This window comes from Dellaglioa sp. CoH-56-MRSF-14 (assembly GCF_056782115.1).
In genome coordinates this window covers 109065-125454 of record NZ_JBXAYB010000004.1, presented here as the reverse complement: position 1 = coordinate 125454, position 16390 = coordinate 109065, and the positions used below count along the sequence as shown (strand labels likewise).

At 33.3% G+C, this 16390-nt stretch carries 14 protein-coding genes; all 14 read right to left on the bottom strand.

The window, feature by feature from the left end:
- The 14 genes from ileS to ftsL all read right to left on the bottom strand — a co-directional run bounded on the left by ileS (window position 1) and on the right by ftsL (window position 16390).
- The gene (ileS, locus tag AC1RPX_RS05780; RefSeq protein ID WP_481761685.1) at window positions 1-2784 is read right to left on the bottom strand and encodes an isoleucine--tRNA ligase; all 2784 of its coding nucleotides are present in this window, start codon (window positions 2782-2784) and stop codon (window positions 1-3) included.
- A gap of 281 nt (window positions 2785-3065) precedes the next feature.
- On the bottom strand, window positions 3066-3764 hold the full coding sequence (locus tag AC1RPX_RS05775) for a DivIVA domain-containing protein (RefSeq protein WP_409022377.1): 699 nt from the start codon (window positions 3762-3764) through the stop codon (window positions 3066-3068).
- 19 nt (window positions 3765-3783) lie between these two features.
- A complete protein-coding gene (locus tag AC1RPX_RS05770; protein ID WP_481761684.1) occupies window positions 3784-4566 on the bottom strand; it encodes a YlmH family RNA-binding protein in 783 nt (260 codons plus the stop codon).
- Between the two features lie 6 nt (window positions 4567-4572).
- A complete protein-coding gene (locus tag AC1RPX_RS05765; RefSeq protein WP_409022375.1) occupies window positions 4573-4866 on the bottom strand; it encodes a YggT family protein in 294 nt (97 codons plus the stop codon).
- A gap of 21 nt (window positions 4867-4887) precedes the next feature.
- Window positions 4888-5301: a cell division protein SepF gene (locus AC1RPX_RS05760; RefSeq protein ID WP_481761683.1), complete on the bottom strand. Its 414-nt coding sequence runs from the start codon at window positions 5299-5301 to the stop codon at window positions 4888-4890.
- Between the two features lie 32 nt (window positions 5302-5333).
- Entirely contained in the window at window positions 5334-6566 is a 1233-nt protein-coding gene (ftsZ, locus tag AC1RPX_RS05755) for a cell division protein FtsZ (RefSeq protein WP_481761682.1), read from the bottom strand.
- 17 nt (window positions 6567-6583) lie between these two features.
- Window positions 6584-7900 (bottom strand): cell division protein FtsA, encoded by a 1317-nt coding sequence (ftsA, locus tag AC1RPX_RS05750; RefSeq protein ID WP_481761681.1) that lies wholly within the window; start codon window positions 7898-7900, stop codon window positions 6584-6586.
- Between the two features lie 120 nt (window positions 7901-8020).
- Window positions 8021-8869 carry a cell division protein FtsQ/DivIB gene (locus AC1RPX_RS05745; protein WP_409022371.1) on the bottom strand — a complete coding sequence of 283 codons (849 nt, stop codon included), beginning with the start codon at window positions 8867-8869 and terminating at the stop codon, window positions 8021-8023.
- 18 nt (window positions 8870-8887) lie between these two features.
- Window positions 8888-9988 carry an undecaprenyldiphospho-muramoylpentapeptide beta-N-acetylglucosaminyltransferase gene (gene murG / locus AC1RPX_RS05740; protein ID WP_409022370.1) on the bottom strand — a complete coding sequence of 367 codons (1101 nt, stop codon included), beginning with the start codon at window positions 9986-9988 and terminating at the stop codon, window positions 8888-8890.
- 1 nt (window position 9989) lies between these two features.
- On the bottom strand, window positions 9990-11366 hold the full coding sequence (murD, locus tag AC1RPX_RS05735) for a UDP-N-acetylmuramoyl-L-alanine--D-glutamate ligase (RefSeq protein WP_481761680.1): 1377 nt from the start codon (window positions 11364-11366) through the stop codon (window positions 9990-9992).
- A 17-nt stretch (window positions 11367-11383) separates the two neighbouring features.
- A complete protein-coding gene (gene mraY / locus AC1RPX_RS05730; RefSeq protein WP_409022368.1) occupies window positions 11384-12349 on the bottom strand; it encodes a phospho-N-acetylmuramoyl-pentapeptide-transferase in 966 nt (321 codons plus the stop codon).
- A 21-nt stretch (window positions 12350-12370) separates the two neighbouring features.
- Window positions 12371-13843, bottom strand: a complete 1473-nt coding sequence (locus tag AC1RPX_RS05725; protein WP_481761679.1) for a UDP-N-acetylmuramoyl-L-alanyl-D-glutamate--2,6-diaminopimelate ligase — start codon at window positions 13841-13843, stop codon at window positions 12371-12373.
- A 16-nt stretch (window positions 13844-13859) separates the two neighbouring features.
- Window positions 13860-16025, bottom strand: coding sequence for a penicillin-binding transpeptidase domain-containing protein (locus AC1RPX_RS05720; RefSeq protein WP_409022366.1), 2166 nt, complete (start codon window positions 16023-16025; stop codon window positions 13860-13862).
- Entirely contained in the window at window positions 16022-16390 is a 369-nt protein-coding gene (gene ftsL / locus AC1RPX_RS05715) for a cell division protein FtsL (protein ID WP_481761678.1), read from the bottom strand. Before ftsL ends, AC1RPX_RS05720 begins: the two co-directional genes overlap by 4 nt.

Sequence of the window (16390 nt, the reverse complement as noted above, 5' to 3'; positions counted from 1 at the left end):
TTAATTTTCAAAACCTTCTGTAACTGCCTCTGGATAACCTTGTTCAACAATCGTTGCACAACGATGACAGAGCGTTGGTAACGCAGTATCCTCCCCAACATCAGTCTTAACCATACGACATCTTTGACAAACTTCACCGTTAGCTACTTCAACTTTAACAGCTAAGTTATCAAAATTAGTTGCATCTTCTGGAACATCATCAATAGATAAAATTTCTAAATCAGAAACAATCAATTGTTGACGGATATCCGTATCAAGTACGTTAAGTAATTCTTTATCAGAATCATTCACATATAAAATAACTTTTGCTTCAAATGATTTCCCAATTAATTTTGCATCACGCGCATCTTCCAAAGCCTTTAAGACATATGAACGAATTTTCATGAATGCTTGCCAATTTTCAACAATTTTAATTTCACCATCAAAATGGGCAACTTCTGGCATTTCACTTAATTGAACATATTCTTCTGGTTCTTTCAAATAGTCCCAAACTTCTTCAGTTGTATGTGGCAAGATAGGTGTTAATAACTTAGCCATTGTTGTTACAATCTGGTATAGAACAGTTTGCATTGAGCGTCTTTCAAAACTATCTTCAGCTTCAATATAAACGATATCTTTTGCAATATCTAAATAGAATGCTGATAAGTCATTTGAAATAAATGTAATCACTTTTTTGTAAATTGCTAAGAAATCATATTCAGCATAATCATCCAAAACCTCTTTTGAAAATGTATTTAATTTAATTAACATATACTTATCTGCTGATGCCAATTCATCAAATGCAATTGCATTTTCATTTGGATCAAAGTCAGTTGTATTAGCCAAAATAAATTTAAATGTATTTCTAATCTTACGATATGTTTCAGAGACTTGTTTTAAAATATCCATTGAAACAGCGATATCAGAAGATGTATCTGCTGATGCTGTCCATAATCGGATAATCTCAGCTCCTGATTGTTTAATAACTTTACTTGGTAAAATGATATTCCCAAGCGATTTACTCATCTTATGTCCTTTATCATCAAGTACAAATCCTTGTGACATCAACTGTTTGTATGGTGCAATTCCATTAGTTGCAACGGATGTAATAACACTTGAATTAAACCATCCACGATATTGATCTGAACCTTCCATATATAGATCTGCAGGATACGTTAAATTATCACGTTTACCTAGCACTCCACGATGTGAAGAACCTGAATCAAACCAAACATCCATGATATCTTCTTCTTTTGTAAATTCACCATTAGGACTATGTTCACTTGTAAATCCTTCAGGAAGTAGTGCTTTAGCATCATTTTTGAACCAAATATTTGATCCATTTTTTTCAAACAATTGAGCAACATGTTCAATTGTTTCTGGTGTAATGATAGGTGTCCCATCTTCTGCATAGAAGATAGGTAATGGAACGCCCCAAGCACGTTGACGTGAAATCACCCAATCGCCACGATCTCTAATCATATTGTAAAGACGAACCTTACCCCATTCGTTTTTAAAATCAACTTTTTCAATTTCTTTTAATATATCATCGCGGAACATCTCTACTGATGCAAACCATTGTGCCGTTGCACGGAAAACAACAGGTTTTTTTGTACGCCAATCATGTGGATAACTATGCGTAAAGAATGAAAGTTTAAGTAAATGACCATTCTCTTTCAATTCATCAGTTACTAATGGATTAGCTTTATCATAAAATATCCCTTCAAATCCAGGCGCATCTTCATTCATGACACCTTTTTCATCTAAAACAGATACAACGGGTAATTTATACTTTTGTCCAGCAATAAAATCATCTTCACCATGTCCTGGAGCAGTATGAACAAGTCCTGTACCAGAATCTAAAGTAACATGGTAACCTAGAATAACTAATGATGTACGATCATATAATGGATGTTGCACTGTCATATATTCCATATCGCGACCAGAAAATTCTTTTAATACTTCAACATTTTCCCAATCAAATTCTTCTTTTAAAATATTTAAACGTTCTTCAGCGACAACATATTTTTTCCCATCAGCATTAATTTGGATATATTTATAATCAGGATGTACAGCGACACCATAATTAGCTGGAATTGTCCATGGTGTTGTTGTCCAGATAATCATTTTTGTATCTGTATCTAAAATATCTTTCCCATCAACTACATCAAATGTAATATACATTGATGGTGATTTAATATCGTGGTATTCAATCTCTGCTTCAGCTAATGCTGATTCAGACGATGGTGACCAATAAATTGGTTTTTTACCTTTATAGATGTAACCTTTTTCAGCCATTTCACCAAACATTCTGATTTCTTCAGCTTCAAATTCAGGTTGTAAAGTCATGTATGGGCTATCCCATTCAGCTGCAACGCCTAAACGTTTAAAATCTTCGCGTTGCAAATTAACTTGCTCCAAAGCATATTTTTCACATAATTCACGAAAATCAGCTTTTGACATGGTTTTACGATCAACACCTTGTTTAACCAATTGTTGTTCAATAGGAAGGCCATGAGTATCCCAGCCAGGAACAAAAGGTGATCTGAAGCCCATCATTGATTTTGAACGAACGATAATATCCTTCGTAATCTTATTTAAAGCATGTCCCATATGGATATTACCATTAGCGTATGGAGGTCCATCATGTAAAATGAAACTTGGTTTCTTTTCATTTAACTTTTGTCTTAGTTCATAAACACCGTTTTGTCTCCATGCATCTTCACGCTCTGCTTCTTTAACTGGTAAATTTCCACGCATTGGAAATTCTGTCTTACCTAAGTTTAAGGTTTCTTTCATTTTCATATTATAAACTCCTTTTAAAAGTTATTTTATTTCATTATACACAAAAAGACTCCGTTACAAGGGACGAAGTCTTCGTGTTACCACCCAAATTTAGAAACTTAACATTATATAACGTTAAATTTCACTCAATCATCGTGATAACGGAGATGAAGCCGATTAAACTTACTTGATCATTTCAGTTTAATGAAATCGTTGAGATGATAAATTATATAATACTTATTATCGACCTTCCACTATCATCGACTCGCTAAAAATGTATCATATAATTGTTATTCTCAAATTTATTTATTATCTGGGAAAATGACCATTGTATCTTGATCATTTTGCTCAGAATCTTCATTTGCATCTGATTCAGCAATAATTTCTGTAACAACAATATCGTCATTATTATTAACTGATTCTTTTATTTCTTTGGCTTCACGTTTTTCTTTGTCTTCTTCACGTTTTAAAACGTCTTGAATTTCAGAATATGTGCTTGTCTCGCCTTGTTTTAAAATTTCGTCCCAATCAGAACTTTTAACAACTTCTAATTGTGATTCCATCATAACTTTTAAACGTTGACGGAAAATACGTGCTTGTTTCTTCAAGTCATCAGTCTCAACAGCTAATTTTTTAGCTTTTTCTGAAGCCATATCAATAATATGTTTAGCTTTTTCATTCGCTTCATCAATAATATCATGACCTTGCTTTTGTGATTCTTTATTAATAATTTCAGATTCACGCTTAGCATTAACCTTAACGCGATCAGCAGCTTCTTGAGCAACAATAATTGATTGATTTAAAGAATCTTTTAAATCATTAAAGTATTCTAACTTTTCATTACTAGTTTTAACTTCTTCAGTTAAATTTTCATTTTCTTTTAACGTTATTTCATAATCTTTAATAATTTTATCTAGAAAATCATTAACCTGGTCTTGATCATAGCCTCGTAATTTTACGTTAAATTCTTTATTATGAATATCTAATGGACTTAAAGTCATTTTGCACGTCCTTCAAAATTTATTTTTTTAATATTGATAACTCTAATTTATATTTATCTTTTCTAGTCATACCTGCAATAAAATCTAACTTGATTCGTCCAAAACCACGAATTGACAAAACATCAAACTCTGCTAATTCATAATCAGGCTTATTAATAACTTGCCAATTTAAACTAACTTTTTCAGAATTAACTAAATTTTTGGCGTTTTGTCGAGACATATTATAAACAGCTGATATGACTGAATCGATTCGTAACGATGAAACTAATTCATTTTGCGATTGCCACTCATCTGTGACACTCACCGTTTGTGAAAAAGGAATCTCTTCAAGTGATACCTTAATTTTACCAATACGATCAACTTGACTAATCAAATAATTAGCCATCTTTTTTTCAACAACAACCTGCCATTGCTGACCATCTGTTAAAATATCACCAAGTACTTCTCTATCTAATCCCGCATTAGCCAAAGTTCCCAAAATTTGTCCATGTTTTAAGGTAGCAAATTTTATTGGATACTTAATTTCAATAAGTTGTAAATCAAAATCACTATCTTGAACATCGAAATACGCTGGATAAAAAAGTAATCTTTTTCGTTCAGCTTCTTTCGTGCCACCAAATAATTTTAAACTAATTTCGTCATTTTGGCCTAATAGATAGGTCGCAATATGTGCCTCTCTAGGATTTAAAAAATGAGTTAGAACTGCCCTGTACTCTGATTTAGCTTGCTCGATATAATCTGACAATGTATCAATAATTTCTTTTTCGTCGGACCTGAAATGTTGGTAAATTGTATCATTCATATATCATTAGCCTCCAACATAAAGACGAATCAAAGTAGTCAGAAGTCCCATAACCCCATTTTGGATGAAGCTTAGCGCGATTATCGCAATAATTGGTGAAAAACTAATACCCCCAATTGCCGGGATAAAACGGTCAAAAAATGCAAGGTATGGTTGACAAATTTTACTTAAGAAATGGCCAACCGGCGTATTATAAGCGCCTGGAAACCATGACATTAAAACGTAAATGATAATTGCTAGCTCATAAGCATCAAAAGCCCACGTAATCACTTTAGCTAGAAATGTAATAAACTCAATCATTTGTATACCTCGATTTTTCTTTTATTCGAATTTTTCAAAAATATTATCTGCCATATTTCCTTCAACAGTAAATGAGTTTGGTGTACAAAGAAAAATATTATCGCCAATTCTTTGAATTGTTCCGTTAATAGCAAAAATTGTTCCGGACAAGAAATCAACAATCCGTTTAGATTGAACTTCATCCATTTTTTGAAAATTTACGACGATTGCTTGATTTTGCATTAAATGCGTTGCAATATCCTTAACATCAGAATAAATTCTAGGTTCAAATAAATTAATTTTTTGTGGTTGACTATATTTACCATTTATCGAAACGACTTTATTACTTTGATTCAATGACGAAGTCCGCATAGACTCTTCGGTTTGGTAATCATCATTTTCAAAATCATCTTCTTCAGCTAACCCAAAAAAACGACCAATTTTTTCAAAAGCCATAATATCCGTAACCTCCCCATTGATTCATTTAATTAATCTTTACGTCGTTTTCTGAAAAACGGTGGTGTACTTAAACTATCATCATTATTTGTTGCTAAATCATCAGTTTTGATATCATTCTTAAAGACATCAAAATTTGGTTTTTCAACATTTTCAAATTCTGTTGATTTTTTTTCTTCAGGTTGACTTGATGGGTGCATAATATCCCAATCGTCAAAACGATCTTCTTGCTTTTCAGCTAATGTTGCTTTAGGTGCATCAGTTCTTGGTAATGTTCGTGTACGAACTGTGGCTTTTTTTTCTTCTTTAACATCATCAATACCAGTTGCAATAACTGTTACGACGATTTCATCACCTAGGTCTTCATTAATTGACGTTCCAAAAATAATATTAATTTCATCAGTTGCAGCTTGTGAAATAATTTCAGAAGCTTCTTGCGCTTCGAAAAGACTCATATCAGCACCACCGGTGATATTAAGTAGAACTTGTTTTGCACCATCAATTGAAACTTCGAGTAATGGCGAAGAAATTGCTTTTTTTGTTGCTTCAGCAGTTCTATTTTCACCAGTAGCAGATCCAATTCCCATTAATGCAGTTCCTTGATCAGCCATCACTGTTTTAACATCAGCAAAATCTAAATTAATTAAACCGGGTGATGTAATTAATTCAGAAATACCTTGAACACCTTGACGTAAAACATTATCTGTTTCTTGGAATGCTTCAAGCATCGGTGTCTTCTTGTCAATGATTTCAAGTAAACGGTTATTAGCAATAACAACTAACGTATCAACTTGATCTCTCAGATTAGCTATTCCTTCAGCAGCAAAACGGCTACGTTTAGGTCCTTCAAATGTAAATGGACGTGTTACAATTCCGACTGTTAAAATGCCTTGATCTTTAGCGATTTTAGCTACAACAGGAGCAGCTCCTGTTCCTGTTCCACCACCCATTCCAGCAGTAACGAAAATCATATCAGCGCCATCAATAGCTTCGATAATTGCTTCTTCACTTTCTTGTGCAGCTTTACTACCAATATCTGGAGTTGCACCAGCACCTAATCCACGAGTCAATTTAGGACCCAATTGAATTTTAATTTCTGCCTTTGAGCTTTCCAATGCCTGAACATCAGTATTTAATGCAATAAACTCAACACCTGAAACATTTTCATCAATCATACGATTAACAGCATTACCACCAGCGCCACCGACACCAATTACTTTTATTACTGCGCCTTTATCTTCACTTGAGTCCAAAGAAAATTCCATTACTTACTTCCTCCTATTTAATCGAAAAATTCATTAAAAAAGTTTTTAACTGATTTTAATGGATCCCCTGATGTTTTTGGTTTTCTAGTTTTTTTAACTTTGTTTTTTACTTCTTGCTTCTTAGGTTTTTCGTTGTCTGGTTCAACAATACTATAACTTAATTGATCAATATCAAGTCCCATTGCACTTTTCACTAATAATGTGACTTCATCTTGCTCGACTGCATAATTAATCAATCCTAAGGCTTGTGCAAATGAAGGATAGCGTAATCCCATTTGATCAGGGACGTAGGTTTTAACTTGAACTTGCAAAATTTCTGATGCTAATTCTGTAATTCCTGGTAAAGCTGCAAGACCACCAGTTAAGATAACGCCACCTGGTAATTCTAACGCCTTGATAGCATCTAATGAACTTTTTATTTTATCTAAGATTTGAGAGATTCTTGCTTCAATAATCTCTGCTAAATATTTTTCAGAGATATTGATTGGCTCACTTTGTCCAACAACATCAACTGGGAAAACATCATCTTCTGATGCTAACTCAGAATTAGCAAATCCATAATTGCGTTTCAATTTTTCAGCATTTTCAACAGATGTATTAAGAACCACTGAGATATCTTTCGTGACAAAATCGCCACCCTCTTGGTCCACGTATGTAAATTTCAACTTATGATCATGAATCACTGAAGCAGTCGTTTGACCACCACCGAGATCAATAAGTACAGTACCAAAGTCTCTTTCGCCATCTGACATCGCAACTGATGCAAGTGCTAATGGGTTCACGATTGTTTCTCTGATAGTTAGCCCAGCATTTTCAACACATTTTTTTAAATTATGAATAATTGTTTTTGGGCCAGTATAAACTGATCCATGCATTTCTAATCTCACACCAATCATACCACGAGGATCCTTAATGCCATCAAATCCATCAACTACAAATTCATCAGCAATAATATCAATGATATCTCTTTCTGGTGGTAAATTTTGAACTAATGCTGCACTCGCAACATTCACAACATCTTCATTTGTAATTTCTTTTGATTCATCTGAAACGGCAATCATGCCGTTACAAGGAATAATTTGTAATAAATTAGCAGGAATACCAACATGTACTTCGTGAATCTGAATATTTGCTTTTTCTTCAGCTTGTTTAATAGCTTTTTGTACTGAAATTACAGCCTTATCAATATCGACTACAATTCCCCTATTCAAACCTTGTGAGCGTTCATTACCAATACCAATTACGTTCAATTGACCATTAACGTATTCAGAAACGATAACTTTAATTGATGTCGTACCGATATCTAACCCCACATATATACCTGCGTTACCCATCTGAAAAAGAACCTCCTTACAGCTTGCTTTTAATATTATTTTTTATAAGATATAGTACTCATATTTTACCACATTAAGACCTGATTTAGAAAGGATATCCCATAGGCCATACCAACTTTGTTAACTTTTCTTATTATATGGATAAGAATATGCACCCACTTCTAAATCAACGACACCTTTTTTCTTCATTTTAGATGAGATACTTGGATAGAAAGCCATTTTATCGGCAAAATTATCAATATTAGCAATAATTTTATTTCTGTCATTCATGTATATATATATTCGCTGATTATTCACTTTGGATGGTTGATAATCGATTTCTGATATTCCATTTCTGATTTTCATCGGAATTTTTTTATATTGTTTAACCATTTTTTGCAATATATTTGTTTGATTAAACTTAGAATACGTAGGATAATTCCCCACTGGTTGGTCAAATTTCTTACTTCCAATTGTCCCATTCAAAAATAATTGATAGTATGTTTTATTTTTATAAATATATCCTGCAAGATCATATTCATTAATAGAAAGTTTAACACCATTCCATTTATTATGGCTAACAGTTAGTGACTTCACCTGTGGCAATTCTTTTTTTATATCCTTTAAAATAGCTTTTTTTCTAAAAAACGCGTGGGATAATGGATCATTAATGTGTAAATTACTAGCATTTTCTACTTGTACTTTTGAAACTGTTTTTTCACCTGAAATACTAATATTTTGTATTTTACTTAATGGTGAAATAAAATATAGTGCAATTAAACCAATAATCAGAAACGAACCAATTATAATAATTAATTTTTGTTTTAGGGCATGATGTTGATATTTTTTTAATTTTGGTAATCGGTCACTAATTGTTTTGGGGTTTCCAAAAAAATCGAATCGTTTATTTTTCTTCTTTTTTTTCTCTTGTAAGGCCTCCCAAGGTGTCAATTCAGCTTTTTTTCTTTTTAAGAATTTATTTTTTGACATCTTATTTGGCCTCCTAACTTATTCTTTAATTTTGATTAAATCTTCCATAACCTTAATTAGATTATCTGCAGCATTGGGCACACCCATTTTACGTGAATTATTAGCCATCTGTCTTCTCACATCAGTATTGAGCATCATTTCATCTGAAACCATGACCAATTTTGATCCCGTTAACTTATCCTCAGTAATAAGCTTAGCTGCATTATTATCAACTAGACTCATTGCATTTTTTACTTGATGATTATTTGTAACATAAGGGCTAGGCACCAAAATAGATGGTAATCCAAGTGCAGTTATTTCTGCTATACTTGTTGCACCAGCACGTCCTAAAATGACAGAAATATGGCTTAATAAATTAGGCATATTATTTAAATATGGTTTTATCACAATATTTTTATTTAATTCTATCCCGTTTAAATCATTCATAATTTTATCGTAGTGAACGTTACCTGTAACAAATAAAATTTGATATGGTTTTTTATTTAATTCAGGAATTGCTTCAACCATTGCTTGATTAATTTTCGCAGCTCCTCTTGAACCACCAAAAACTAACATCGTTGGTACATCATCTAATAATCCATATTGCGATAATGCTTCAATTTCTGTTTCATTTACAACCTGTTGTGCGCGGGGATTCCCTGTGAAAACAACTTTTTTCTTAGGAAATTGATCTGCAACTGATTCAAAAGAAATAGCTACTTTATCAACAAAGTGGCTCAAAAATTTATTTGTTACACCTGCAACACTATTTTGTTCATGAACAATAGTTGGAATATGTAATCGAGCAGCAGCATAAACCACTGCACCACATACGTAACCGCCTGTTCCAATAACAATGTCTGGTTTAAATTCTTTAATCATTTTCTTTGCGTCTTTCACACTTTTTAAAAATAGTTGGACTGTCTTAATATTTTCTACTGATAACGATCTTTTAAATCCTTGAATTTTAATTGTTTTAAATGGAATTCCATTATCTGGAACGATTCGGCTCTCAAGTCCTTTTTCAGTCCCAACATATAAAAATTCAGCCGTTGGATCTTTTACTTTTAGCGCTTCAATAAGGGCCAACGCAGGGTAAATATGCCCGCCAGTGCCACCACCAGAAACAATAATTTTCATTTTATTTATCCTCTACTTGCATTAATTTTTCAACCGCTTCAATATATTTGTCACCACGTACTTCAAATGAAGGATATTGATCCCAACTAGCTGCTGCTGGGGATAACAATATAATATCATTGTTATCACTTAATTTATATGCTTCGGGAACAGCTGCAACAACATCAGTGACTTGCTTAATTTGAGTAATACCTGCCGCTTCTCCAGCATTTCGCATTAAATCAGCTGTTTCACCGAAAACAATCATTGCTTTTACATGTGCTTTAAGTACAGGCACCAATTTTTCAAACGTAAATCCTCTATCTAATCCACCAGCTAATAGTATAATTGGATTCGAAAATCCTTTTACAGCCATCTCAGTTGCTTCAATATTAGTTGCCTTTGAATCATTATAGAATTTGCGATTATGCCATGCGCTAACAAACTGTGTACGGTGGCGTACTCCTGTAAATGTCGATAATACTTCTTGAATAGCAGTATTTGTTACACCTTTAATTTTAGCAGTTACGATAGCTGCAAGCGCATTTTCAATATTATGTTCACCAGGAATATTAACTTCATCCGATTTCATAATGAATTCATTCTGATAGTAAATATTTCCGTCTTTTACATAAGCCCCTGTTTCAATTTCATCTAATCTAGAAAATGGCACAATGTTAGCAGAACTTGTTTTAGCTAGTTCACGAAGTTCTTTTAAATCCCAATTGACAACAAGAAAATCACTAGAATCTTGATTTTCAGTTATTCTCATTTTTGCTTTCACATAATTTTCTCGAGTTTTATGGTAATCCGTATGTGCCTCATAAATATTAGTAATAACGGCTATTTCTGGTTTCAATTTATCAATGCCACATAATTGAAAACTTGATAATTCAGCTACAATAATATCATTTTTGGTTACCTTTTTTGCTACGGCAACAGATGGAACACCAATATTTCCAGCGACAAATGCACGTCCTTGCTTTCTTTCTTGATTTAACATCAATGAAATCAGCGTCGTTGTAGTTGTCTTACCATTCGTTCCTGTAACCCCGATCATTGGCGCTTCAGAAATTTCATAAGCAAGCTCTGGTTCTGTAATAATAGGTAAACCTTTTTCCATTGCCTTTTCAATAAGTAAATTTGTATATGGAATTCCAGGGTTTTTTACGACTAACTCAAAATCCTCATCTAGTAAAGAGAGTGGGTGTCCGCCCGTAATCACTTTGATTCCTTCAGCCAAAAGCTCTTTAGCTTCAGGGTTATCATCAATATTTTTATGATCATTCACAGTCACAAATGCGCCTAAATCTTTTAAAAGTTTGGCTGCATTCAAGCCACTCTTTGCTAAACCTACAACTAGAACCTTTTTATTTTGATAATTCGTAATATTTTTCATTCCAATTAAATCTCCCTTTATAAAATGACTAGTAACGTTAAAATCGCAGCAATTAACCCAATAGTCCAAAAGACAATATCAATTTTCCATTCATTCCAACCACTCATTTCAAAATGATGATGAATTGGGCTCATCTTGAATATGCGTTTACCTGTTAATTTAAATGAAGCTACTTGTAAAATAACACTTGCCGTCTCACAAACAAATATAATACCAATAAAAATGAGTGATAGTTCTTGGTGTAATAAAATTGAAACGGTTGCTAATGCACCACCTAATGCTAACGATCCCATATCTCCCATGAAAACTTTAGCTGGTTTATGATTAAACCAAATGAACGCAATTAATGCGCCAATGACAGATAAACAAAAAATAAGTACATCCTTTTGTTGTTGTACTTGCGCAACAACTGCATATGCACCGAATGCAATAATTGATTGACCTGAAACAAGACCGTCAATTCCATCAGTTAAATTAACCGCATTAGAGAATCCAACAAGCCAAATAATAATGAATACAGCATAAAGAATACCGATTGAGACCTCACCAAAACCAAAGACATTAATTGCAAGTGGCAAATGTTCATGGACATAAACGACGGTGAAGATTAATCCACCAACTATTTGACCCAATAATTTTTGCCAAGGCTTTAAACCTTCATTTTGTCGTTTGAATAATTTGATACTGTCATCCCAAAATCCTAAAATAGCATATAAAAATAAGATGAAAATCATAATCATCATCGCTGGTGTCATAGAATTAGCCCATATACCTGTCCAAATTGCAGTAATAATAATAGCAATATTAAAGACAAATCCACCCATTGTTGGTGTACCAGACTTTTTCTCATGCCATTTTGGTCCTTCTTCTCTAATCATTTGCCCTTGTTTACGTATTCTAAAATAGCCAATAAATAATGGCATAAACATAAACGTTAATGCGAATCCACTTACCAACGGTATAAACATTTCTGGTTTAGTCATTGTCTTATCCTCACTCAATTCTTATTTTTTATTTAATGCTCCCGATGCTTCTTCAACATCGTCAAAATGCACTTTTTCTCGACCAAGAATTTGATAATCTTCATGACCTTTACCAGCAATTAAAATAACATCTCCTGGTTGCGCCTTTTTTATTGTTTGAGCAATTGCATCGTGTCGATCCATTATAACAGTTGCTCTATTTTCTGGAATTCCAGTCAGCATGTCTGCCATAATTTCCTTAGGATCTTCAGTTCTAGGATTATCCATAGTAAATACTGGGTAATCACTATGGTCAGCAGCAATTTTTGCCATTTTAGGACGTTTTCCTTTATCACGATCACCACCGCAGCCAACAATGCAATAAATTTTATTTTGTGCAAAATCTTGTATTGTCTCTAAGACATTTAATAACCCATCTGGTGTGTGCGCGTAATCTACAATTACACTGATACCCGTTTTAGAAGGCACTAATTGAAAACGACCTTTAACACCAGTCACTTTTTCAAGTGATTTAATAATTTGTGTTTCATCAAGTCCAGCAGCATATGCGGCACTAAACGCAGCAAGCATATTATAAACATTAAACAAGCCGATTAATTGCATTGTAACATGAGTTGTTTCACCAAAAAGAATTAAATCAAACTCAGTTCCATGACTCTTAATTTCAATATTTTTAGCTTGAATCATGGCATCATCATTTTCGATACCGTAAGATAATATTTGAGCAGAAGTAAACTGAGTAAACGTTCGAGCCACTGGGTCATCAAAATTTAAAACAGCCACTTTTGAGTCGCCTGATTCAGTATAATGATTACCCAACTGAGCAAATAACATACTTTTTGCATGTGCATAATTTTCCATTGTTTTATGAAAATCTAAATGATCTTGTGTCAAATTTGTAAAAACTGCGATATCAAAATCAATACCCCATACACGTCCTAAGACTAACGCATGTGAAGAAACTTCCATTGCAACAGTTTCAACTTTTTCTTGTTTCATTTGTGCTAAAGTTCTTTGCAATGTAATAACATCTGGAGTTGTATTATTCGAAGGATACAGTGTATCATTTATTTTACGATACATTGTACCGATTAAACCTGTTTTTTGATTTAAGTCACGATAAATTTGTTCAATCAAATGTGTAACAGTCGTCTTACCATTTGTACCAGTAACACCAATCATTCTCATCTGCTGACTTGGGACGCCATAAAATGCATCGGCAAGAATTGCCATCGCACGATTTGTATCTTGGACATAAACGACTGGAACAGGTACATCAACTGGTTTACGAGCAATAATAATCTTCGCACCTTTTTCAACCGCTTGATTCACAAAATCATGTCCATCAACTGTATAACCTTCAACAGCAACAAATAGACTATCTTCAACAACTTCTCTTGTATCTTGTGTTAATAGCTTAATATCTAACTCTGAATCAATCGCCGTTGATACTCGTTTAAATTTTAAACTTTGGATTAATTTATCTGCTCTCATATCTATATTCACCTTTTTATTTTAACGTTAATTTCACCATAGTTGATTTTTTAACAACTGTATTCGCCTTAATACTTTGAGCTGCTACATAACCACTACCCGTTGTCGTTAAGTTTAGTTTCATTAATTCTGCAGCATTCACCGCATCACTCTTTGACCAACCGGTTAAATCAGGCATAATCATTTCACCATTTGTTAATAACAATATTTTACGTCCGGATAATACAGTCGTTCCAGCAGGTGGATACTGATTAGCTACCGTTCTGCCATGTCCGATAACTGCAATATCTAGATTTTGTTCGTTTAATTTTGTTTTAGCTGATGAAGTTGAACTATTTGTAACGTCTGCTACTGTTACATTAGTCTTTGCAGTTGATACCGCTGTTGAACTGTCTTCTTCTAAAGTCCTCTTCATCAATGGATTAAATATTTGTGCCAAAATAGCATTACCACTGGTACCTTGCATATTTTGTGGTTGTTTCATCGTTACATACATAATATATTTTGGATCTTTGGCCGGCGCCATACCTACAACTGAAAAGACATAATTTGCATCACCCGTTAGATATCCAGTTCCATTTGGATCCGAAATTTGGGCAGTTCCTGTTTTTGCAGCTATCTTGTAACCATCAATTTTAAAGGCATTACCGGTCCCATAATTTTTGTAGATAACATCTTGCATCATGCTTAATACTTCTTTAGACGTTGATTTTTTAATAACTTGTCCTAAATTTGTTGTTTTAGCTTGATACGTTGTTTTTCCAGTATTAGGATCTACAATTTTATCCACAAGCGTTGGTTTGATCATCTTACCGTTGTTTGCAAATGCCGTAAAACCTTGCATCATTTGCATAGTTGTCACATTTATTCCTTGACCAAAAGCTGTATCTGCTTGTTCAATTGGGTATTGAAATTCAATACTACCTTTTGCTTCATTAGCTAATCCCAGATTTGTACTTTCCAGGAAACCAAATTTTTTAATATATTTAAGCCAAGCAGTATGCCCCATCGCTTGTTCCAACTTAGCCATACCAACATTACTTGAACGAGCGAAACCTTCACGATAAGTGATTAAACCCCAACCAGATGTATTCCAATCAGGAACAATCTTAGTTCCCACTTTTAAAACACCTGATTTATAGACGGCATTCTCATTGTAGGCATTATTTTCAATAGCAGCTGCCATTGTAAATACTTTCATAGTCGAGCCAGGTTCATAACTATCTTCAATTAGCGTATTACGCCACATCTTTGAAATACCACTTTTGGTATCTGCATTAAATGTAGGCCGTTGACTTCCTGCCAAAATTTTTCCATTTTTAGCATTCATTATAACAACATTCATTGATTTAGGATTATATGTTTTTTGTACGTTAGTTAGAGTTGTTTCAAGATACGTTTGTAATTTTGTATCAATGGTTGTATAAATATTATTTCCATTTTCAACTTTTTTTGTTTTTGTCTTTGAGTTTGGTAGTTGGTAACCATAACTATCTTTTTGGACCTTTTTTAACCCGTCTGTTCCACTTAATTGTTTATTAAATGCTAATTCTAGTCCCATTACACCAGATAAAGTTGAATCACCTTTTTTTGAAGTGCTTTTTGTCACACCAATTAAATGTGATGCAAAAACACCATTTGGATATAATCTTGCTTGTGTTTCAGTGAAATAAATACCTTTTAAATCTGCTGATTCTATCTTGTTTTTTGTTTCCAAAGATAAGTTTTTACCAGAATTACCAAATTCAACTTGGTAAGTTCCTTTTTTTGCATTCAAAATATTGTAAACTTTAGATTCTTTCATTCCAATCGCATCACTAATAACTTTTGCAGCTTTACTCTTATCAGTAACGTATAACGCTTTGTTATTTGCACCAACATATGATTTTGATAGAACTGCATAAATTGAGTAGTTTGTTGTATCTTCAGCAATCGGTTGATTTGAATCATCATAAATGGTTCCTCTATTTGCTTTATCAATTCGACTATTTTCATAAAGTGCCTGTGTTTGGCTACTTAAATTAACATCTGAAACTTTTCCACCTATTACAATATAAGAAAAACGAATGATAAACATCAAAAGAATCGCTAAAACGGCCAGGATTAGTAGCACACCAAACCTTTGCCTATTTCTACGTTTCTTTTTCATGTCATTTATCATCCGTTGCTTTTGATTATTCATTTCGTTACATTCCTTATTCTACTCTCACTTAAATTAAGACCATTTTTATTAGCGATACTATTTAATCGATCATTACTGGCAAGTTCGTTCACTTCTTGTGTCAAATCAGAACTCTTAGTTTGAATAGCTGTTATTTCGCTGTTAATATTTTGTAAAAATTGACTACTATTAGACAACTCTACCTGAGATGAAACTAGCATAAGCATAAGTACCAAAGAAATTGCACCAATTAAACCAAATAATGATTTTTCAATTCTAGAAAATGCAACACTTTGTGATCCCACTGTTTTTTTATGTATAGGTTGTTGTCTTGGATTTTCTTTATATTCTCTTGGCATTTGTCGTGCTGTGCTATTTTGTGCCAT

Bases quoted from the DNA above. Each gene is read 5' to 3' on its own strand.
- ileS (WP_481761685.1), bottom strand. From the start codon at position 2,784: ATGAAAATGAAAGAAACCTTAAACTTAGGTAAGACAGAATTTCCAATG.
- AC1RPX_RS05775 (WP_409022377.1), bottom strand. From the start codon at position 3,764: ATGACTTTAAGTCCATTAGATATTCATAATAAAGAATTTAACGTAAAA.
- AC1RPX_RS05770 (WP_481761684.1), bottom strand. From the start codon at position 4,566: ATGAATGATACAATTTACCAACATTTCAGGTCCGACGAAAAAGAAATT.
- AC1RPX_RS05765 (WP_409022375.1), bottom strand. From the start codon at position 4,866: ATGATTGAGTTTATTACATTTCTAGCTAAAGTGATTACGTGGGCTTTT.
- AC1RPX_RS05760 (WP_481761683.1), bottom strand. From the start codon at position 5,301: ATGGCTTTTGAAAAAATTGGTCGTTTTTTTGGGTTAGCTGAAGAAGAT.
- ftsZ (WP_481761682.1), bottom strand. From the start codon at position 6,566: ATGGAATTTTCTTTGGACTCAAGTGAAGATAAAGGCGCAGTAATAAAA.
- ftsA (WP_481761681.1), bottom strand. From the start codon at position 7,900: ATGGGTAACGCAGGTATATATGTGGGGTTAGATATCGGTACGACATCA.
- AC1RPX_RS05745 (WP_409022371.1), bottom strand. From the start codon at position 8,869: ATGTCAAAAAATAAATTCTTAAAAAGAAAAAAAGCTGAATTGACACCT.
- murG (WP_409022370.1), bottom strand. From the start codon at position 9,988: ATGAAAATTATTGTTTCTGGTGGTGGCACTGGCGGGCATATTTACCCT.
- murD (WP_481761680.1), bottom strand. From the start codon at position 11,366: ATGAAAAATATTACGAATTATCAAAATAAAAAGGTTCTAGTTGTAGGT.
- mraY (WP_409022368.1), bottom strand. From the start codon at position 12,349: ATGACTAAACCAGAAATGTTTATACCGTTGGTAAGTGGATTCGCATTA.
- AC1RPX_RS05725 (WP_481761679.1), bottom strand. From the start codon at position 13,843: ATGAGAGCAGATAAATTAATCCAAAGTTTAAAATTTAAACGAGTATCA.
- AC1RPX_RS05720 (WP_409022366.1), bottom strand. From the start codon at position 16,025: ATGAATAATCAAAAGCAACGGATGATAAATGACATGAAAAAGAAACGT.
- ftsL (WP_481761678.1), bottom strand. From the start codon at position 16,390: ATGGCACAAAATAGCACAGCACGACAAATGCCAAGAGAATATAAAGAA.